This is a genomic window from Tumidithrix helvetica PCC 7403 (assembly GCF_965232925.1).
Taxonomy (GTDB): domain Bacteria; phylum Cyanobacteriota; class Cyanobacteriia; order Pseudanabaenales; family Pseudanabaenaceae; genus Tumidithrix; species Tumidithrix helvetica.
Window position 1 is genome coordinate 293,630 of record NZ_CBDDRA010000002.1, and the last position, 17,866, is coordinate 311,495.

24 protein-coding genes and 2 pseudogenes are annotated in these 17,866 nt (G+C 44.9%); 15 read left to right on the forward strand and 11 right to left on the reverse strand.

Features of this window, described 5'->3' with window-relative positions:
- Positions 1-67: 67 nt before the first annotated feature.
- A complete protein-coding gene (locus tag ACP2WE_RS03120; RefSeq protein WP_425214126.1) occupies positions 68-211 on the reverse strand; it encodes a hypothetical protein in 144 nt (47 codons plus the stop codon).
- Between ACP2WE_RS03120 and ACP2WE_RS03125 the strand changes: the two are divergent.
- A pseudogene (locus tag ACP2WE_RS03125) lies at positions 211-822 on the forward strand (cation efflux transmembrane domain-containing protein). The gene ACP2WE_RS03120 and the pseudogene ACP2WE_RS03125 overlap by 1 nt on opposite strands.
- A gap of 42 nt (positions 823-864) precedes the next feature.
- Here the strand turns inward: ACP2WE_RS03125 and ACP2WE_RS03130 are convergent.
- Positions 865-1,002, reverse strand: a complete 138-nt coding sequence (locus tag ACP2WE_RS03130) for a hypothetical protein (protein ID WP_425214127.1) — start codon at positions 1,000-1,002, stop codon at positions 865-867.
- A gap of 250 nt (positions 1,003-1,252) precedes the next feature.
- On the opposite strand from ACP2WE_RS03130, the gene ACP2WE_RS03135 reads away from it, so the two are divergent.
- The 3 genes from ACP2WE_RS03135 to ACP2WE_RS03145 all read left to right on the forward strand — a co-directional run bounded on the left by ACP2WE_RS03135 (position 1,253) and on the right by ACP2WE_RS03145 (position 1,864).
- A complete protein-coding gene (locus ACP2WE_RS03135) occupies positions 1,253-1,495 on the forward strand; it encodes a hypothetical protein (RefSeq protein ID WP_425214128.1) in 243 nt (80 codons plus the stop codon).
- Positions 1,488-1,619 (forward strand): hypothetical protein, encoded by a 132-nt coding sequence (locus ACP2WE_RS03140; protein ID WP_425214129.1) that lies wholly within the window; start codon positions 1,488-1,490, stop codon positions 1,617-1,619. The genes ACP2WE_RS03135 and ACP2WE_RS03140 overlap by 8 nt, the downstream gene beginning before the upstream one ends.
- A 101-nt stretch (positions 1,620-1,720) precedes the next feature.
- Positions 1,721-1,864 (forward strand): DUF1016 N-terminal domain-containing protein, encoded by a 144-nt coding sequence (locus ACP2WE_RS03145; protein ID WP_425214130.1) that lies wholly within the window; start codon positions 1,721-1,723, stop codon positions 1,862-1,864.
- 45 nt (positions 1,865-1,909) lie between these two features.
- On the opposite strand, the gene ACP2WE_RS03150 is transcribed toward ACP2WE_RS03145, so the two are convergent.
- The gene (locus tag ACP2WE_RS03150) at positions 1,910-2,098 is read right to left on the reverse strand and encodes a hypothetical protein (RefSeq protein ID WP_425214131.1); all 189 of its coding nucleotides are present in this window, start codon (positions 2,096-2,098) and stop codon (positions 1,910-1,912) included.
- 177 nt (positions 2,099-2,275) lie between these two features.
- On the opposite strand from ACP2WE_RS03150, the gene ACP2WE_RS03155 reads away from it, so the two are divergent.
- From ACP2WE_RS03155 to ACP2WE_RS03165, 3 genes and pseudogenes are all read left to right on the forward strand, one after another.
- A complete protein-coding gene (locus ACP2WE_RS03155; RefSeq protein WP_425214132.1) occupies positions 2,276-2,551 on the forward strand; it encodes a hypothetical protein in 276 nt (91 codons plus the stop codon).
- A pseudogene (locus ACP2WE_RS03160) lies at positions 2,548-2,913 on the forward strand (clan AA aspartic protease); the annotation flags it as partial. The gene ACP2WE_RS03155 and the pseudogene ACP2WE_RS03160, both read left to right, overlap by 4 nt.
- Before the next feature lie 12 nt (positions 2,914-2,925).
- Positions 2,926-3,138 carry a type II toxin-antitoxin system TacA family antitoxin gene (locus tag ACP2WE_RS03165; RefSeq protein ID WP_425214225.1) on the forward strand — a complete coding sequence of 71 codons (213 nt, stop codon included), beginning with the start codon at positions 2,926-2,928 and terminating at the stop codon, positions 3,136-3,138.
- 4 nt (positions 3,139-3,142) lie between these two features.
- Here the strand turns inward: ACP2WE_RS03165 and tnpC are convergent, their stop codons facing one another.
- The 3 genes from tnpC to murA form a co-directional block, all read right to left on the reverse strand.
- The gene (tnpC, locus tag ACP2WE_RS03170; RefSeq protein ID WP_425214226.1) at positions 3,143-4,447 is read right to left on the reverse strand and encodes an IS66 family transposase; all 1,305 of its coding nucleotides are present in this window, start codon (positions 4,445-4,447) and stop codon (positions 3,143-3,145) included.
- Positions 4,390-4,599: a DUF6444 domain-containing protein gene (locus tag ACP2WE_RS03175; protein WP_425214133.1), complete on the reverse strand. Its 210-nt coding sequence runs from the start codon at positions 4,597-4,599 to the stop codon at positions 4,390-4,392. The genes tnpC and ACP2WE_RS03175 overlap by 58 nt, the downstream gene beginning before the upstream one ends.
- Positions 4,600-4,752: 153 nt before the next feature.
- A complete protein-coding gene (murA, locus tag ACP2WE_RS03180; RefSeq protein ID WP_425214134.1) occupies positions 4,753-6,009 on the reverse strand; it encodes a UDP-N-acetylglucosamine 1-carboxyvinyltransferase in 1,257 nt (418 codons plus the stop codon).
- Between the two features lie 240 nt (positions 6,010-6,249).
- Here murA and ACP2WE_RS03185 point away from each other — a divergent pair, with 240 nt between their 5' ends.
- The 3 genes from ACP2WE_RS03185 (at position 6,250) to hpsJ-A (ending at position 8,560) form a co-directional block, all read left to right on the forward strand.
- Positions 6,250-6,951 (forward strand): M15 family metallopeptidase, encoded by a 702-nt coding sequence (locus ACP2WE_RS03185; protein WP_425214135.1) that lies wholly within the window; start codon positions 6,250-6,252, stop codon positions 6,949-6,951.
- A gap of 84 nt (positions 6,952-7,035) precedes the next feature.
- A complete protein-coding gene (locus ACP2WE_RS03190; RefSeq protein WP_425214136.1) occupies positions 7,036-7,719 on the forward strand; it encodes a cyanoexosortase A system-associated protein in 684 nt (227 codons plus the stop codon).
- Positions 7,720-7,768: 49 nt separating this feature from the next.
- Positions 7,769-8,560 (forward strand): HpsJ-like protein, cyanoexosortase A-associated, encoded by a 792-nt coding sequence (gene hpsJ-A / locus ACP2WE_RS03195; RefSeq protein WP_425214137.1) that lies wholly within the window; start codon positions 7,769-7,771, stop codon positions 8,558-8,560.
- A 125-nt stretch (positions 8,561-8,685) separates the two neighbouring features.
- Here hpsJ-A and ACP2WE_RS03200 read toward each other — a convergent pair whose 3' ends face one another.
- From ACP2WE_RS03200 to ACP2WE_RS03215, 4 genes are all read right to left on the reverse strand, one after another.
- Positions 8,686-9,375: a response regulator transcription factor gene (locus ACP2WE_RS03200; RefSeq protein ID WP_425214138.1), complete on the reverse strand. Its 690-nt coding sequence runs from the start codon at positions 9,373-9,375 to the stop codon at positions 8,686-8,688.
- A 59-nt stretch (positions 9,376-9,434) separates the two neighbouring features.
- Complete coding sequence (locus ACP2WE_RS03205; protein WP_425214139.1) at positions 9,435-10,808, reverse strand: sensor histidine kinase; 1,374 nt, start codon at positions 10,806-10,808, stop codon at positions 9,435-9,437.
- A gap of 66 nt (positions 10,809-10,874) precedes the next feature.
- Positions 10,875-11,444 carry a Uma2 family endonuclease gene (locus ACP2WE_RS03210; RefSeq protein WP_425214140.1) on the reverse strand — a complete coding sequence of 190 codons (570 nt, stop codon included), beginning with the start codon at positions 11,442-11,444 and terminating at the stop codon, positions 10,875-10,877.
- A gap of 60 nt (positions 11,445-11,504) precedes the next feature.
- Positions 11,505-11,762: a DUF29 family protein gene (locus ACP2WE_RS03215; protein ID WP_425214141.1), complete on the reverse strand. Its 258-nt coding sequence runs from the start codon at positions 11,760-11,762 to the stop codon at positions 11,505-11,507.
- 156 nt (positions 11,763-11,918) lie between these two features.
- Here ACP2WE_RS03215 and ACP2WE_RS03220 point away from each other — a divergent pair, with 156 nt between their 5' ends.
- The 5 genes from ACP2WE_RS03220 to ACP2WE_RS03240 all read left to right on the forward strand — a co-directional run bounded on the left by ACP2WE_RS03220 (position 11,919) and on the right by ACP2WE_RS03240 (position 17,188).
- Complete coding sequence (locus ACP2WE_RS03220) at positions 11,919-12,371, forward strand: Spy/CpxP family protein refolding chaperone (RefSeq protein WP_425214142.1); 453 nt, start codon at positions 11,919-11,921, stop codon at positions 12,369-12,371.
- Positions 12,361-12,486 (forward strand): hypothetical protein, encoded by a 126-nt coding sequence (locus tag ACP2WE_RS03225; protein ID WP_425214143.1) that lies wholly within the window; start codon positions 12,361-12,363, stop codon positions 12,484-12,486. Before ACP2WE_RS03220 ends, ACP2WE_RS03225 begins: the two co-directional genes overlap by 11 nt.
- A 56-nt stretch (positions 12,487-12,542) precedes the next feature.
- Complete coding sequence (locus ACP2WE_RS03230; protein WP_425214144.1) at positions 12,543-13,073, forward strand: Coq4 family protein; 531 nt, start codon at positions 12,543-12,545, stop codon at positions 13,071-13,073.
- A 135-nt stretch (positions 13,074-13,208) separates the two neighbouring features.
- A complete protein-coding gene (locus ACP2WE_RS03235) occupies positions 13,209-14,534 on the forward strand; it encodes a S41 family peptidase (RefSeq protein WP_425214145.1) in 1,326 nt (441 codons plus the stop codon).
- 278 nt (positions 14,535-14,812) lie between these two features.
- Positions 14,813-17,188, forward strand: coding sequence for a tetratricopeptide repeat protein (locus tag ACP2WE_RS03240; RefSeq protein WP_425214146.1), 2,376 nt, complete (start codon positions 14,813-14,815; stop codon positions 17,186-17,188).
- A 149-nt stretch (positions 17,189-17,337) separates the two neighbouring features.
- On the opposite strand, the gene ACP2WE_RS03245 is transcribed toward ACP2WE_RS03240, so the two are convergent.
- Complete coding sequence (locus tag ACP2WE_RS03245; protein ID WP_425214147.1) at positions 17,338-17,709, reverse strand: hypothetical protein; 372 nt, start codon at positions 17,707-17,709, stop codon at positions 17,338-17,340.
- Positions 17,710-17,866: the final 157 nt, after the last annotated feature.

Genomic DNA, 17,866 nt, shown 5'->3' on the forward strand with positions numbered 1-17,866 from the left:
TAGGAACGCCAGAATGACAGACTCTTTGCAGCCTCAATTTACTGAAGTTCTCACCCTTATCCAAAGTTCAGCAAAAGGTCATCGCCACCGCAAACCAAGAACCGATCGCACTATACTGGAGCATCGGTAAATACATCAGCGATCGCCTAGCCAAGCCAACAGCGAATGGGAACAAAAAGCGATCGGACAACTTATCGACAAGGAGGCTCAATGTCAGGTTGTGATTGCAAGTTTGAGGCAAAAAACAAGGCCCAGCGTAAAGTTCTAAGGGTACTTTTTGCTATCAATGCAGCCATGTTTGTCATTGGAATTATTGCTGGGACGTTAGCTCGTTCGACTGCTCTCGTTGCTGATTCCCTCGATATGTTTGCTGACGCGGCAGTTTTTGGAATTTCGCTTTATGTAATTGGTAAATCACAAGCGAAAAAAATCCGCGCAGCTTTTTTAAGTGGCATTTTTCAAACTACCTTAGCGAGCTTTGTTTAGGTTGATGTGATTAAACGAGCCATCTTTGGCAGTGAGCCAGAATCTAGCTTGATGATGAGCATCGCTCTCTTATCATTGATTGCCAATTCATTTTGCATGTTTCTTATGGCTAAACATCGACATGATGAAGTACATATGCGGTCAAGCTGGACTTTTTTAAGTAACGACGTGATTGCAAACCTAGGTGTAGTTGTTGCTGGTTTACTGGTGAATCTTCTGAATTCGCGCTTTCCTGACTTAATTATTGGCTTGATAATTTCAATCGTAGTTATACGTGGAGGGATTAAGATCGTTCGAGATGCTAGAAGCGAGCAGATAAAGCATCAACGTGAGTAAGCGATCGCGGCATAACTTCACCGTTAGACCAAAGCGATCGCACTATACTGGAACATCGGTAAATCCATAAGCGATCGCCCAGCCAACAGTGAATAGGAACAAAAAGCGATCGAACAACTTATCGCCAAGGAGGCGCAATGTCCGATTGTGGTTGCGAGTTTGAGGCAAAAAACAAGGCACAGCGTAAAGTTCTAAGGGTACTTTTTGCGATCGATGCAGCTATGTTAGTCAGATGAACTTGCTCGTAAGCTAGCGTAAAGTGCGATCGATGATCTTGTCGGGTGTGTTAATAAAATGTGACACGCCTTTTTAATGCTAATTAGTTAATAAAAATTCGTTTTGACTCTAGATTGGACTCAAAAACGTTATTGCCGTTATAATCTTAATTGACTGGAGTGAAGATGCTTATTTCTTTTTAGAGGGTACAACCATGACAAATCAGGAGGTTTTAAGCGAGTTTTTATCTCTCCCTGCTGACGCGCAAAGCCAAGTAGTCAGTCTGATAGCCTTCTTGAAGCAGAAGTACACATATGCTGAACCGATCTCTCCTTCATTGAATGTTGATTTAGTGAACGATCCTTTTGTTGGAATGTGGCGAGATCGTCAAGATTTAGGTAGCACTACTTGGGTGCGAAATTTACGAGAAAGCGAGTGGTCAAAGACACATGACTAGTTCAACAAAACAAAGGTTGTCTGTAGCGGCTGAACTCAATCGTTATGCCAAACAGTTACGTCCGTTAATATTGTCTGTTTCTAGTCGAGATTATGCGAGCAAAAATGGTTCGCTTCGTTTTTGAGTTCGGAAAAGTTAAAGATAATACTGCTCTATAAACCCATTGGGCAGTTGATAGACTGATGCTAGCGCTCTCATCCCAAAATTGAAGACAGGAACGCCAGAATGACAGACTCTTTGCAGCCTCAATTTACTGAAGTTCTCACCCTTATCAAAACTGCTCAGCAAAAGGTCATCGCCACCGTAAATCAAGAACCGATCGCACTATACTGGAGCATCGGTAAATACATCAGCGATCGCCTAGCCTAGCCAACAGTGAATAGGGACAAAAAGCGATCGAACAACTTGCAGCCTTTATCCAATTCTGGTCAGTATGTTTGCAGCTTCTGTTACGTCATAGGGCGACCAAACTGGATACTCTGATGCAGAAAAGATAGCTTGTAGTTCAGCATCTGGAACTTGTGCGGCTAAGAGTTTGAAGAGTGATAATTTGTCTGACTGGCTCAGATTTTCCACTAAAGGAATTAACTCAGAAAGAGACATCGTTTAAACTCCCAATCATACGAGGATAATGTATTATAAGCTATCGGTGAGGCACAGTCTAAAATCCAAATGCAGCGAACGGAATAGAGATAGTTGGTTGTGACACCAAATTTTTTGGAGCAGCTTCTGGTCAGTTATAATGCCAGATAAGGTAACGATCTAGGAAAAGTCGTAATCATGGCAATCCGTCAACCCCGCTACAGCAAAGAAGAGTTCGCCCAACGTGGCGATCTAATTTATCAAACGCAAATACGTCCACAGGTCGAAGAGGGCAATCACGGCAAAATAGTTGCTATTGACATTGAGACTGGAGATTTTGAGGTGGCTAATTCAACGCTTTTAGCGGTTGATAAACTTTATGAACGTAAGCCCGATGCTCAACCTTGGGTGATTCGGATTGGACATAGAGCCGTCTTTCGTTTTGGCAGTCGCAGTCTGAAAAAGTCCTTATGATGTTCGGTGTGGTTAATAATAATTGTGAAGCGATTATCAAAGTTGCAGTCGGTCGTATCGGTTCACCCAAAATAGCCTTTGATGCTGTCATTGATACAGGATTCACCAGTTTTTTGTCTTTACCGCTTTCTATCATCACAGCTCTTGGGTTACCTTGGCACTATCGAGATATTGGTACATTAGGTGATGGGAGTGAAGTAGTTTTTGAAATATACAAGGCTTCAGTAATCTGGGATGGTCAGGAGCAAATTATTGATGTTGCAGCTTCTGATGCAGATCCTTTAGTGGGAATGGGTTTGTTGTATGGCTTTAAACTTCAGATTGAGGCAGTTGAAGGAGGTCGCGTTACAATTGAAGCGTTAGAGGTAAGCGCTATGTCCGCCTCAGCCTGTGAAGGGTCGGTTAGCCAGACCTGCGATGTCACAATCAATATCCGAGCTAAGCAAAACCAACGAGATGTAATTGATCGTGCGGCTGAAGTGCAGGGCAAGAGCCGCTCAGAGTTTATGCTTGAGTCGTCTTATCAGAAAGCCCAAGACGTTCTTCTAGACCGGAGCTTCTTCGGGTTAGATGAACTTAAGTTGTAATTGCTCAACTTAGAGGGAATAAGGCTTCGAGAGGGTTCAAAGCCGCAAGAATCGACTGAAAAGCAGATAAACCTTGTCGCTTTCCAGTATTGACAATAGAACGAACAGCCGCAAATAGATCTTTTCCCCAATCAGAACGAAAGCCATTCGTGATTTTTCTAAATATGACACTCCAACGAAGTGCTTGTTCGCTTGCATTATTTGTGGGTGGAATTGTGGGGTCATCTAAAAATAGAAATAAGTTTTCCCGTAACTCCAGATAACGTTTCTGTAATCTAACTCCATCTTCTTGTATGGGCAACAAAGCTAGAACTGCCTCAAGGTCTCGATACAACCTACATCGATATTGATAACGTGTGGTTTCTGCTAAATCTGCCCATCGTCTATGGAGTGAAAAAGCCCGTAGCAACAGTTTTTTCATTCTGCCAGAGAAAACCTCATCCCCTGCGTCGATGCCATATTGACAATCTCTTAGTTGATGGGCTAGGCATACTTGCCATTCTGCTGCTGGATGTGTCTTTTGAGCACTAAATAAGTCTGACACCCACACTTCGGGTTGATGTTCTCCCATCACTTCCACAATCACATCTCCTCCTCTAGAAGGTCGAATGATATGGAAACATACTTGCTCGTTCTGAAATACCCATTCCCACGCATTTTTGCCATTCACTCTTGCACTGGTCTCATCACTGCACACTAGTCGTGAATTTCGGACTGCTTCGACGATATTTTCTACTTCTGGTTCTAGTTGCCCTTTGACTCTTGATAACAGGTTGGCGATCGCTCCTTCAGAGATATCTAAGCCAAATACTTCTCCCATCATTTGCTGCATTCGACGATAGCTGATCCCGTGACTGTATCTCATTGTTGTCACTAAGGCGGCGATGCGTTGCCCAAATGGACTTCCTGATACCATCCCTGCGGGTGCTTCGGGTATTTGTTCCTGTCCACAATTTTCGCATTTACAACCATATCTTTCTACTCTGGTCACGATTGGTTTGATTGGTGAAATGTCGATTTTGTCATACCGTTCCATCCGTGTCTGTATCGATTCTGCGATCTCTTTCCCACATCCTGTACAGCTTTTTATACCAATTTCTCTTGAAATTGCGACAGATCGGGTTTTGTGTTCCGCGCTCCGCGCGGTCTTTTCAAAAAGATGCGTTGCATCACTTTTTGAAAATGGTATTACGGTTGCTTTAATGATTTGGTCTGGATTCTCACTTAACTGACGACCGCCGCTTTCTCTTCCTATGCTTCCTGCCCGTTTTGTTTCTTTCTCTTGCTCTTCGCTACATCTGCTTTGAATCCCTGGGCGGGCGGCAAGCTTGAGTTTCTTGAGGTTTTCTTTGGCTTCTTTTCTAACTGCCGTTGTATTTTTTGCAGTTCTTCCCATAGCTCTACTATCAAGGCATCTTTCGCTGCCTCTGTTTGCTGTTTTAAGTCGGGAAGTTCTTTCATGCTTTTACTCTGCCAGTTTTGGCGTTTTTGTCAATTTCCGTGGGTTGAGCAATTACCATTAAAGTAATGGACATCAGTCACCAAAATGCCAGTTCCCATTAAATAATATTCTGACATCGGGGGAATCTATCGATTCCCCTGAATGGAACTGATTTAGGATTCCGTGGTGCGATAGAGTTTTGCGCCGAGATTGCGAAGCTTTTCTTCAATGCGATCGTAGCCGCGATCGAGGTGATGTAGACCCTTGATGATGGTTTCACCCTCAGCCGCTAGACCTGCCAGTACCAACGCCGCAGAAGCACGCAGATCGGTAGCCATCACAGGTGCACCAGACAAGCTATGCACGCCTTTAACGATCGCCACATTTCCCTTCAAGCGAATATTCGCTCCCATCCGACAAAGTTCGGCGACATGCTGCAAGCGATTTTCAAATACGGTTTCTTTGATTACGCTATTGCCTTCGCTCACCGTGAGCAATGCCATAAACTGCGCCTGCATATCGGTGGGAAATCCTGGATAGGGAAGGGTTTCGATATCTGTACCGCGATAGAGGTCGCTGCCTTCGACCCGCAGGCAATCTTCCGCCTCTTGGGTGACACGCACGCCAATTTCTTGGAGTTTGGCGATCGCGGCAATCAGATGCTCGGGAACCACAGGCGAGAGGGTGAGTGCAGAACGGGTAATCGCTGCTGCAATCATAAATGTTGCTGCCTCAATGCGATCGGGAATGATACCAAAGTTGGTCGTATGCAGGCTAGGAACACCATCAATTAAGATCGTTTTTGTGCCTGCACCTTGAATTCTGGCACCCATCGATTTGCAGAAGTTGGCAAGATCTTCGATTTCTGGCTCTTGGGCAGCATTCTCAATGATGGTTTCTCCCTCTGCCAAAGTAGCCGCCATCATCAGGGTTTCGGTCGCCCCAACACTGGGATAGTCGAGATAAATCTTGGCTCCCTTTAATCTGCCACCCTTTTGCTTCGAGTAGGCTTGGACAATGCCATGCTCAATTTGGACATCTGCCCCTAAGGCTTGCAAGCCACGCACATGCAGATCGACAGGTCTAGCTCCGATCGCACATCCTCCAGGTAGAGGCACGCGAGCCGAACCGAGTCGGGCTAACAGGGGACCAATCACAAAAAAGCTAGCTCTAAGTTGGCTGACTAGCTCATAGGGCGCACAACTCTGTTGAATATTTTTGGTGTCAATGTCAAGGGCATCATGGGTTCTGGTAATTTTTACACCCAAGGCTGCCAAAATATCGGTCATGCGTTGGACATCGACCAAGGAGGGCACATTGTAAATACGGCAACCATCTGAGGAGAGCAATGCTGCCGCCATAATCGCTAGGGTCGAGTTTTTAGCGCCACTGATCGGGACATGACCTTGCAAGCTAGCTCTACCGATCACATGTAGCTCAGAAGCCCCCTGCTCGTCATCGGGCTTGGACTGGACTTGATCTACATTTACTGGATTTGCTGGTGTGACAGAAACGATAGCGTTACCCTCCTCACAGTTACATACTGTTACATTTTGTAATAGGCAAATTCTAGCTGTATCTAGGTAAAAGTACTAGTCTTCTAGTTTTGCGAATCGAAAGATTTAGCGGATAATGATAACGAACATTCATGGTTTTGGCACAACTAAATTGTGAAGCCATATCAAATTATTCCGATCGCTGACTGCGGCGAGCCCCTAGTAGAAATCTCTCAAAGCTTTGTAATTCAAGCACCTCATGCCTATCAAGCCTTGGGTGCGCCCTATGGTAATAAGTCCCCTTTTTATTTGCGAACAGGCGTATGCGATCGCTTACAGGCTGCCCAAAAATTTTTACAGACGATTTATGCTGGTTGGCAGATCAAAGTTTTTGACGCCTATCGCCCCATTCCCGTACAAAGGTTTATGGTGGAGCATACGCTATGCGAGCTAGCAAAGGCTCAAGAGTTAGACAGAGAGCATTTATCGGCGCAACAGGAACGTGAGTTGATGGCAGAGGTACTTCAGTTTTGGGCAATTCCAAGTGACGATCCAAACACGCCACCACCCCATAGCACGGGTGCGGCGGTCGATATTACCTTAGTCGATCGCGATCGGCAGGAAATTAACATGGGCTCAGCCATTGATGAAATTAGCGATCGCTCGTTTCCCAATTATTTTCAAACTGCCACCAGTCCCGAAGCGCGATCGTTTCACGCCTATCGAGAACTACTATGTCAAATTATGGCTGCCCATGGGTTTCAACGTCACCCCAATGAATGGTGGCATTTTTCCTACGGAGACCAAATGTGGGCATGGCTTAACTTCAAAGAATTGGGTCAAGCAAAAGCGATCGCGAAATATGGGCGATGCTAACGAACTTTTTCGCGAACTACGATCAATTCTTGAGCCAATTCCTGAAATACTGATAGAAAAATAAAAACAACCCCAATCGTTAAGATGCTCAAGTGGCAGCAAATCAGATTTTCTCTCTTAGCCGTAATTGCTAGTGCCAGTTTGGTGGTTTTGGCAAAATCTATTTTCGATCCCAATGTTGGCAACCCGACCCCTTTTACGTTTCCAAACACGATCGATATCGCAAACTGGCAACCAGCCAATCGTAGTACGGCGATCGCCGATAAAGATGCCCCTAGACTCGCCTCAAAAGTACGCTATAAGGTGGGAATGCACTACCAGTTTGCGATCGATCGCAACCCGATCGACATTGATGTGCGCTATCTGTTTCGTACCACAGGTGACGTGACTGCCTTTTTGCAAGATTATGCCGAGCTTAAAGCTGAACCTGACGAAATCAGAAAAGGCATCCGCTATAAAGAAGGGCTGGGGCATTACACAATTTTTACCGTTCGCGATCGCATTTATCTCAGTGCCTGTATTAACCCCAGAGGACAAAGCACCGTTACCACCGAGCAATTTGACGAAAATATGAGTGCCTATGCGCTCAAGCCAAATACAATTATTAGTTGGTTACTGGGACAAGACGATCTGCGCGATCGTCGCTGTCTATGGTCGCAACTGTCAACTTCTTTAGAGGGCGACTCAGTTGCCAATGCCGAGCAAAAATTAGAAAAAGCTTGGATTTCATGGTATGAATGGTGGAAACCGAGATTTCCGACCTCTTAAAATTCATCTTTCTATTAACATACTTGGCACTTTTGTCCTGAATTATGGTATGACCACCAATAGTAACAACGATCTTTCTGCTTCTCTGCTTCGATTTGTCGGCTATGGTCTTTTGCTGCTGACGATCTCTAATTTTGGTGATGCTTTAATACCTCCTCGCTTTACTGACGAAACTTGGGTATTTCAAACATTAGGTAGCTTGGTTGGCAGCGTTCCAGTGCCAATTCTCGGGTTGGTTTTTGTGTTTTATGGTGAATCGAAAGCCAGAACATCATTGGGTAAATCCATCACAAAGCTTCTTTCTTGGCTTTCGCTGTTGCTGGCAATCTTTTTTATTGCGATGATGTTCGCTGGAATTAGCGTCACCATTCGCATCAATAACAACAACAATACCGAAGCTAATTTTCAGCTTTCTCGGCAAGCTTCCCAGTTTCAGCAGGCGATGAATAATCTCAAGAATGTGAGTGATGCCGATCTCGTTAAAGGCGCTACTGCTCTACAACAGCAAAACAGCGGAGTCAAGTTAGATCTGAGCAACCCTCAAGCATTAAGAAAACAGCTTGAAACTGAATTCACGAAAAAAGACGCAGCAGTCAAAGATGGCATTGAAAATGCAAAAAGGAATGCATTTCGCCGACTCATTAAGCAGTCTGTAAAATGGAACTTTGAAGCACTGGTATCCGCAGGACTATTTTTTGGTATTTGGCGAATCACGGGTTGGGCGCGAGCCGCACAAAAGCGGAAAAAGAGACCTAGAAGCGCTCCTAGCCTAGACGATCTAGTCGATCTTCCCACAACTAACACCTCGTCTAGTTCTGAGTCTCAAGATGATGTTAAATAATAGTAGAGAACCGTAGGGGTAATTCATGAATTGCCCCTACGGTTTATCGCGAAGCATTCACACAGATAGATTTTGCTGATGGAAACTGGAATCGTTGCGAATGCTTCGCCCAGAATTTGAAAACTTCATAGCAACTCCAAAATTGAATTGGCAAAAATTGCGGCTTGGGTGCGATCGCGTAAATTGAGGCGACTGAGTACATTGGTAACGTGGTTTTTGACCGTACCTTCAGAAATATAGAGAGATTGGGCAATTTCTCGATTGCTTGCGCCCGTGGCAATTAGGCGTAACACCTCCCGCTCTCTCGTGGTGAGATCGTGAAATCCTGAGGGCAGTTGTTCGTTCGCGTTCAGTTTGCTGTTGCTCGTGGGTGTGGCTAGGGATGAGTTCGCTTTGGGCAAGGCTTTTTGCAAAATCCCTGGGGCAAACTGCGTGTAGCCTTTTTGGATCGTGCGAATCGCATTGGCTAACTCTTCGGAAGGGGTGTCTTTGAGTAAATAGCCGACTGCTCCTACTGCCAAGGCTTCTGTCACATAGTCGCGATCGTCAAAGGTAGTCAGCACCAAAACCTTCACACTAGGAAACTTTTGGTTGATGATTTGAGTTGCGGCAACACCATCCATAATTGGCATCCGAATATCCATCAAAACGACATCGGGTAATGACTTCGTGGCATTCAAGCTTTCCAGTAGATTTAGAGCAACTTCACCATTCTCGGCATCCGCCACAATCTCTAAGTCAGGCTCTAGCTCCAGTAATGCCCGTAAACCCTGACGGATTAAACCTTGATCGTCAACTAGCAGAACGCGAATCATAGTTTTTGTTGATAGTTAGGGCTTAAGCACAAAATTTTAGAATTCAACCCCGAAAGTGTTTAGAGGCAATGCCCTCTGTCTGGCTTTATTTCTCGATTCCAAGATGGAACTAGGGGTAAAGGAGTCGGAGGACCTGTCAGTTTTAGCTTGGGAAGAGGGAAATAGACATTAATCTCACAGCCTGAGTTAATCGCACTGTGAATATGAAATTGCCCATCCAGCGTAAGCGTTCTTTCTCGCATTCCCTGTAAGCCAAAGCCTGTCCTGGTTTGTCCTAGTTCAAACCCCTTGCCATTATCCTGTATTTGCAAATGCAAACTCGCATTCTGCATCTGCAACCAAATTTTTACGGTTAGTGGTTCTAGCCCACCTTCAGCATATTTACATATATTGGTGAGAGCCTCTTGTACGATCCGAAATACAGCGACCTTAATATCTGATGGAATGCACTCGGGTACATCGATTTGGAAGTCAGGCACGATCGCAGTCGAGCGATGAAATTCTTGGCAGAGAGAAGCGATCGCTTCGTCTAAAGGTCTCCCCTCAAGCGGATCCGATCGCATCGCAGCAACCGATTGACGGACATCCTGTAAAGCTGTGGAACCAAGGCGCTTGGCTTCGGCTAAAAAAGTGGCGGCTTTTTCGGGATTTGCCTGCCAGAGTTTTAGAACCGTTTCCATTTGAATGTTTAACGCAGTGAGAGAATGCCCTAGAGAATCGTGGATTTCACGGGCAATGCGATTGCGTTCCTCTAGTTTTGCCTGATCTTCAATGCGTAAGGCATAACGGCGCAAGCGATCGTTGGCGATTGCGAGTTCTTCACGACTCTGTCGCTCTGATAAAACCGCATTCACCAGCAATAACACAAAGATTAGACATAGACCCACAATAATCGATAAGCCAATCTGGAACTGCTTGAGCGAATCCAGTCCAGATGCGAGGGGGTCTACCCCATGGAGTTTAAAAACTCGTAAAGCATCTAATCTAGATGGAACAAGAGTTTGGAACCTTTGAAAATGTTGCATCTGCCCCACCAGAAACAGTCCAAAGGCAGTAGCAACGGTCGCGATTCGACCAGACATAGAAAACATCACACAACCACGGATTACCATAACCACACAGACTAGGGGCAACAGCATGACCCGACTAGGCATGATCATGAATAGCATCAGCGCAACTTCGATGCCTGTATAAACCAGTTTGTGCCGACAACGCCTTGTAGGTAGCCACAACCCCATCAAGCCAAACCCCAATAAGCTCAGCAAGTTGAACGCAGTGCCATTCGGCACAAGGGAGGGCACTGGAGCTGGTAAGGCTTCTGTCAAAAAAGCGATCGCGAGTAATGCCCACTCTAAATAGAGCAGCAGTTTAAAGGGGTGCGTATGAATGGGCGATCGCAGTTTCATACCTCTTAATGTATGGCATCGTGTCACTTTCGATCGCGCTCTTTAGTCACTTTCTCGCACTTAAAAACTATGACTTTTGTCATGACCTTATTTTTAGCTTAGTTGCAATACGCGATCGACACTCAGATCGATTTGCACGAATAGGGATGACTCAATGCGATCGCTGTCTTGATAAACTTTTTCTTCATAAAAACCTTCTACCAATTCTAGGATCGTTACTTTTTGTTGGATCGGATCGACGATCCAATATTCCGCAATTCCTCTAGCTGCGTATTCACTCCGTTTGTAACGATAATCTCGCTTTTCTTGGTTGGGACTGACAACTTCTACGACAAGTAAAGGTGGTGGCATATCCATTAACACTATCGATCTGCTTGCGCCTTCAAGTAGTGTGGCTAATTCCTCCGACAACACGAGTAAATCTGGTACGCGCACGGATACTCTCGAGCCACTCACTGCTATTTCTGTCTTCATGGTCAATCGCTCGGAGGGAATCCCCTGTTGACTGAAATATATGAGCAAAAACATGGCAATTCGGCGATTGATTTCGCTCTCAGCAGATATCCAGACTAGTTCTCCATTTTCTAGCTCATATAAATAATCCGTGCCATCTTCATAGGCAAGGAACTCTTCTAGGGTCATTTTCTGAGTGGCGACGGTCATTGCTACACCTGCTGCCAGAGTTTATTTGTGATTTTAGCCTTTGCAATAGCTTACGCTTACCTACTCCTGATGCCAAAAGGTCGTGCTTAAAATGGCATCCACCGCATGCTCAAATTGCCAGCGATCGGGAAATTGCGAATGGGGATATTCAATTCGCGCCTCAGAGAGGGCATCAGCATAGATTTCATCAAAGACGATTGTAAAGTAGTTCCTTAGACTAGGGGTTAATTTGAGCTGATTCACTGTCTCCTCAACCCACAGCAAATAGTCGCGCTCGTACAAAGATGGCGAAATAGAAGTGGCGATCGTTTCAAGCATAACTTTTTCCTTCTCCCTTTCTACTTTTACTTTATCATCTACGGCAAAACTATGACTTTTGTCACAGCAGTATTCGTGACGTTTGCGGCATGGCAAATCCAGTAAATGTTTCTAGGATGTTGGCATTGTTAAACACTTACAAAAAAGGCAAATTCTATGAAACTCAAACTGATTCCGATTCTAACTGGTGCGATCGCAGCCCTCTCGATCGCAACCCCTACCATTGTTTTAGCCCAATCTATGCCTGGTAGCCCAACCAGTGGCGATCGCATGATGGCTCCCCACCCAGGCGGTGGCGGACATATGATGCCCCCAGATCTTGGTTTGACCGAACAGCAAAAAACACAGTTGGATCAGATTCGCAAATCAACCCGTTCTCAAATTGAAGGTATTGTCACGCCTGAGCAAAAACAGCAGGTTAAAACGGCGATCGCCAATGGTGAAGATATGAAGGATGCAATGGATACTATTCTCTCTACCGAACAAAAAGCGCAAATCCGATCGATTATGCAAGCGTCTCGCAAACAGATGCAAGCCGTTCTCACCCCCGAGCAGCAACAAAAAATGCGGCAGCATATGCAACAACAGTTTATGAATCGTGGGAATTAGGCTTCCCATTCTGGCGATCGCGAACGATCGAAGTTTCTCCAGACAGGTGCGGCTTTTGGTTTCTAAGTTTGCGATTTACGAACATCTCTATTCCAAAGGCTGCGCCTTTATCTAGAACTGACACTAAATCTGGAATTCATTGACATAACTATTCCTACTCCCCATACCGTTATGCTTAATCCTACTCTCTCTTTTCTCACTGCCATTCAACCATTTGGCAATGTCGATCCCTTCTTAAAAGGTGTCGATCTCATTACAGGCGTGATGGGTTTGAATGTCCTGCCCATTGTGGATATTGCTAAGTTGCGATCGCTGCCTGTTGGCAGTTTTGGACGAGCTTGGGCTGATTTTCTCGATCGAAATCGCCTATCCCCCTTGACCACGGGGGCGCGGCGCAAGCAGCTTCACGATGGCGTTCACGTTTTGACTGGCTATGGTACGGATGCGATCGGTGAGGCTGAGGTGCAGGCATTTCTGCTGGGTTCAAAATTTATGCTGCTTCACATTGTGCTTTTAGCGGCTTTGATGAGACGTATTGGGCGCGAGGTATCCCTATCAGGACAGGGTGAAAAAGCCATTGAAGCAAGGCTAAAAGCTGCCTACGATCGCGGCTGTGAGTCAAGCTTTGACGCAGATACATGGCGACCAGAATTATTGTGGGAAGTTTCCTTGGCTGAAGTTCAGCAACTATTCTTGATCTAACTCGCGCTAACCCAAATCTAACTCGCGTTGAAGATCGACGAACTGTATCCTGTGACGTATGGTCAGGATTGGGTAACATGGAGAGAATAAAATCAGATTTTATTTCCTCTTATTTAATTTTTTAATTTATAAAGCATGTTGAAGCAGCGTAAATTTTGGTCTTGGCTTGTAGTTTTGTCCATCGTTTTTAGCGCACAGTTGCTCTTTATGGGTGGTGCGATCGCAGCCGTTACGGACTACAACAACGAACAAAAATTTTTAACCAACGTTTGGCAACTGGTCAATCGTTCCTACGTTGATAGCAGCTTTAACCATCAAAACTGGTACAAAGTTCGGCGCAAATTTGCCAACCGTAAATTTAACAGCCGAGATGAAACCTACACGGCAATTCAAGAAATGTTGGCGACGCTGGACGATCCGTTTACGCGCCTACTCAGACCCGATCAATTTCGCAGCATGCAAACCAGCACCGCTGGCGAACTCACAGGCGTAGGGTTGCAAATTGCCGTCGATACAGCATCGCACAGCATTATTGTCGTCGCGCCAATCGAAGGCTCTCCTGCGGATAGAGCTGGCGTGCGATCGCTCGATCGCATTGTCAAGATCGACAATGCCTCTACGGAAAACATGACTTTAGATGAATGCGCCGAACGCATGCGCGGTAGTCTTGGCTCAAAAGTGACGCTGACGATCGCACGACCTGTTTCGACGCAATTAGTCAGCCAAGCCCCCGATCTTAAGGATACAAAGAATAGCCTAAACAATAAGGTTGACACCCTTGAGGTGACGATTCAACGCGATCGCATTGCTGTAAACCCTGTAATTGCCAAGCTCAACCAAGAAGAAGAGCATAAGGTTGGCTACATTCGGCTGAGTCAATTTAATGGCAATGCTGCCACAGATATGTCAAAGGCGATTAAGCAACTCGAAGCCAAGGGAGCCGATCGCTATGTTTTAGATCTGCGTGGCAATCCCGGTGGACTGTTTGATGCTGGCTTAGAAATTGCGCGGATGTGGTTGCCCGAAGGCGTAATTGTGTTTACCCGCGATCGGCAAGGTTTGCAAGAAAGCTATGCTGCGACGAATGCTGCACTGACAGGCGATCCTTTGGTGATCTTGACTGATGGGGGTACGGCAAGTGCTAGCGAAGTTCTTGCAGGCGCATTGCAAGAGAATGGACGTGCTGCTTTGTTAGGAACGCGCACCTTTGGCAAGGGCTTGATTCAGTCGCTTTACGATCTCGATGATGGCTCTGGTTTAGCTGTAACGATCGCTAAATATGAAACGCCCAAACATCACGACATTCACAAAAAAGGAATTACGCCCGATGTTGAGGTCAAGCTCACCGAACCGCTCACCCGCGAGAAACTGGGCACAAAAGATGATGGACAATATGTCGCTGCTTTACAACTCTTGAGTTCTAAGGTGGGGATGAGCCAAACATCCGAAGTTAAAGGTTAATTTGTGTCTAAGGCAGATTGCAACTACTAATGAAAATGTCATAATTGTTGAAGCCAGATTTTCCAACAATTTGAAGCATGAGCAACTGCCTTTGTCTTGCTTGCGATCGTCCAAATCCTTTAACAGCTAAGTTTTGCGATCAATGCGGAGCTAGATTACTGACCGCACGAAAGTCATCTGAATCAAACGTATAAAGTTATAAGGCTAGTTTATCACTGGTATTAAAGTGTACCTGTCTGCAAGACAAGAGTATAAAAAATTACTTAAGAGTAATCCATATGAATAGACTGGAAGCTTATTTTAATCGTGGTTTAGAAACCTTAAATGAAGGAGATAATCAAGGAGCAATTGATTACCTTACAGGAGCCATACATCTAAAACCTGATTTTACAGAAGCCTACCGTTATCGAGGAATAGCGAAGATAAGATTAAAAAACTACGAAGAAGCACTTGATGATTACGATGAACTCATCCATCTCGAACCGAGTCATGCTGAAGATTACTCTACTCGTGGGTTAATAAAGCGCGAAGTAGGTGATATCAAAGGTGCAATTGCTGATTTCAACAAAGCTCTTCGTCTTGAACCTTCATATGTCGAAGTATACAATTATCGTGGTTCCGCAAAGTCTAGATTAAGAGATTATCAGGGAGCAATTATTGACTATACAGAAGCCATCTGCCTCAACCCTGACTTTGCCGATGCTTATGCCAATCGCGGAACATGCAAGTCTATTTTAGGAGACAAAGAAGGAGCAATCTCTGACTACACAGAAGCTATCCGTATCAATCCTGACTATGCTGATGCCTACTACAATCGGGGGGTAGCTAAGTCCGAATTAAGAGATTATCAGGGAGCAATTGCTGACTACACAGAATTCATCCGTCTAAATCCTGACTTTGCCTTTGTTTACTACGATCGCGGGGTAGACAAGTCAAAGTTAGGAGATAATCAGGGAGCAATTGCTGATTTCACAGAAGCCATCCGCATCAATCCTGACTATGCTGATGCCTACTATAATCGGGGGCTAGTGAAGTCCAAACTAAGAGAAATTCAGGGAGCAATTGCTGACTACACTGAAGCTATCCGCATCAATCCTAATTACACTAATGCTTACGGCAATCGCGGGGTAGCGAAGTCAAAGTTAGGAGATAATCAGGGAGCAATTGCTGATTTCACAGAAGATATCCGCATCAATCCTGACTATGCTGATACCTACTATAATCGGGGGCTAGTGAAGTCCAAACTAAGAGAAATTCAGGGAGCAATTGCTGACTACACTGAAGCTATCCGCATCAATCCTAATTACACTAATGCTTATATCAATCGCGGGGTAGCAAAGGTTGATTTAGGAGACTATCAAGGAGCAATTGCCGACTACAATAAAGTCATTTGCATCAATCCTGACAACGTTGATGCCTACTACAATCGAGGGTTAGCTAAGCCAAAGTTAGGAGACTATCAAGGAGCAATCTCTGACTACACCGAAGCTATCCGTCTCAACCCTGATTACGCTAATGCTTATTACAGTCGTGGGATTGCGAAGTCAAAGGTAGAAGATAATCAAGGAGCCATCTCTGATTACACAGAAGCCATCCGCATCAATCCTTCTGACGATTATGCTTACTATCATCGCGGGGTAGCGAAGTCAAAGTTAGGAGACTGTCAAGGAGCCATCTCTGACTACACCGAAGCTATCCGTCTCAACCCTGATTACGCTAATGCTTATTACAGTCGTGGGATTGCGAAGTCAAAGGTAGAAGATAATCAAGGAGCCATCTCTGACTACACAGAAGCCATCCGCATCAATTCTTCTGACGATTATGCCTACTACCATCGCGGATTAGCAAAGTCAAAACTAAGAGAAATTCGGGGAGCAATTGCTGACTACACTGAAGCTATCCGCATCAATCCTGACTATGCTGATGCTTACGGCAATCGCGGGGTAGCGAAGTCAAAGTTAGGAGATAATCAGGGAGCAATTGCTGACTACACTGAAGTCATCCGTATCAATCCTGACCATGCTAATGTCTACAGCAATCGTGGGTTAGCTAGGTCCGAATTAAGAGATTATCAGGGAGCAATCTCTGACTACACAGAAGCCATCTGTCTAAATCCTGACTATGCCGATGCTTATGGCAATCGCGGGTTCGCTAAGTCCGAGTTAAGAGATTGTCAGGGAGCAATCTCTGACTACACAGAAGCCATCCGCATCAATCCTTCTGACGATTATGCCTACTACCATCGCGGATTAGCAAAGTCCAAACTAAGAGAAATTCAGGGAGCAATTGCTGACTATACTGAAGCTATCCGTATCAATCCTGACTATGCTGATGCTTACGGTAATCGCGGGGTAGCGAAGTCAAAGTTAGGAGATGCTCAGGGAGCAATCTCTGACTATACAGAAGCTATCCGTATCAATCCTGACGACGCTAATGCTCACTACAATCGCGGGTTAGACAAGTCAGAATTAGGAGATTATCAAGGAGCAATTACTGATTACACAGAAGCTATCCGCATCAATCCTGACGACGCTAATGCTTACTACCATCGTGGGCTTGCAAAGTCCGAATTAAGAGATTATCAGGGAGCACAAACAGACTTTCAAAAGTCTACTGAACTTTTTAAAGAACAAAGTAATTCAGCAAAAATATAATTTCGTCGTAGAATAACCTATAAAATCGTCTTAACCCGAGCAGAGGTTCCTTTTAACCCGAACGGAGGTTCCTTATCCTTGATCTTGCTTCAGCTTTTCACACAAAGTTGTATAAGTGGTTGACATCGCTCTTTTATCAACTATCAAGACTAGGTAAATTCAACTAAGTCAGTGCCCATTCTCCTTTCAGTGCTAACTTTTATACGTTGCAGGCATTTGTCTAATGGGCAGAAGCTGATTTCATACACCTCTTCCAAGTTGGATAGTAGTTCACTTAGACAATCCTCCAAACCACAAAGAACACCCACCGAACCTTTATGCCCCTGTACAATTACTTTCCTCCCATCATCACAATACGTGGCATGAATCCCAATTCCATGCTCTTTGGGTTGCAATGAAAAGGGAGCAAGATTAAAGAAAAATTCTCCAGACGAACTTCCATCTTTATGATATTTATCTGACCATTCTATTCGTGGATTTCTTATAGCATCTATCTGTGCCTCGTTTAGGTTATTTGCCATTTTATCTCCTTTATTTTTATAGTTCAATTATTGCATAAAGAAGAAGTGTATATCCTATATTAGTAAAGAGTTCTAGCGATCGCGAGAGGAAGATTATGATCGTTTAGAGAAAACTTGCGATCGCTGGGGAAGTAAGTCGCGATCGCTGGAGAAGAGA

What these genes read in the sequence shown, in the direction of transcription:
- hpsJ-A (WP_425214137.1), top strand. Translation starts at nt 7,769, where the DNA reads ATGACCACCAATAGTAACAACGATCTTTCTGCTTCTCTGCTTCGATTT.
- ACP2WE_RS03230 (WP_425214144.1), top strand. Translation starts at nt 12,543, where the DNA reads ATGCTTAATCCTACTCTCTCTTTTCTCACTGCCATTCAACCATTTGGC.
- ACP2WE_RS03140 (WP_425214129.1), top strand. Translation starts at nt 1,488, where the DNA reads ATGACTAGTTCAACAAAACAAAGGTTGTCTGTAGCGGCTGAACTCAAT.
- ACP2WE_RS03155 (WP_425214132.1), top strand. Translation starts at nt 2,276, where the DNA reads ATGGCAATCCGTCAACCCCGCTACAGCAAAGAAGAGTTCGCCCAACGT.
- ACP2WE_RS03165 (WP_425214225.1), top strand. Translation starts at nt 2,926, where the DNA reads ATGTCCGCCTCAGCCTGTGAAGGGTCGGTTAGCCAGACCTGCGATGTC.
- ACP2WE_RS03190 (WP_425214136.1), top strand. Translation starts at nt 7,036, where the DNA reads ATGCTCAAGTGGCAGCAAATCAGATTTTCTCTCTTAGCCGTAATTGCT.
- ACP2WE_RS03200 (WP_425214138.1), bottom strand. Translation starts at nt 9,375, where the DNA reads ATGATTCGCGTTCTGCTAGTTGACGATCAAGGTTTAATCCGTCAGGGT.
- ACP2WE_RS03220 (WP_425214142.1), top strand. Translation starts at nt 11,919, where the DNA reads ATGAAACTCAAACTGATTCCGATTCTAACTGGTGCGATCGCAGCCCTC.
- ACP2WE_RS03240 (WP_425214146.1), top strand. Translation starts at nt 14,813, where the DNA reads ATGAATAGACTGGAAGCTTATTTTAATCGTGGTTTAGAAACCTTAAAT.
- ACP2WE_RS03135 (WP_425214128.1), top strand. Translation starts at nt 1,253, where the DNA reads ATGACAAATCAGGAGGTTTTAAGCGAGTTTTTATCTCTCCCTGCTGAC.
- ACP2WE_RS03210 (WP_425214140.1), bottom strand. Translation starts at nt 11,444, where the DNA reads ATGACCGTCGCCACTCAGAAAATGACCCTAGAAGAGTTCCTTGCCTAT.
- ACP2WE_RS03215 (WP_425214141.1), bottom strand. Translation starts at nt 11,762, where the DNA reads ATGCTTGAAACGATCGCCACTTCTATTTCGCCATCTTTGTACGAGCGC.
- ACP2WE_RS03150 (WP_425214131.1), bottom strand. Translation starts at nt 2,098, where the DNA reads ATGTCTCTTTCTGAGTTAATTCCTTTAGTGGAAAATCTGAGCCAGTCA.
- ACP2WE_RS03245 (WP_425214147.1), bottom strand. Translation starts at nt 17,709, where the DNA reads ATGGCAAATAACCTAAACGAGGCACAGATAGATGCTATAAGAAATCCA.
- ACP2WE_RS03235 (WP_425214145.1), top strand. Translation starts at nt 13,209, where the DNA reads ATGTTGAAGCAGCGTAAATTTTGGTCTTGGCTTGTAGTTTTGTCCATC.
- ACP2WE_RS03175 (WP_425214133.1), bottom strand. Translation starts at nt 4,599, where the DNA reads ATGAAAGAACTTCCCGACTTAAAACAGCAAACAGAGGCAGCGAAAGAT.
- ACP2WE_RS03145 (WP_425214130.1), top strand. Translation starts at nt 1,721, where the DNA reads ATGACAGACTCTTTGCAGCCTCAATTTACTGAAGTTCTCACCCTTATC.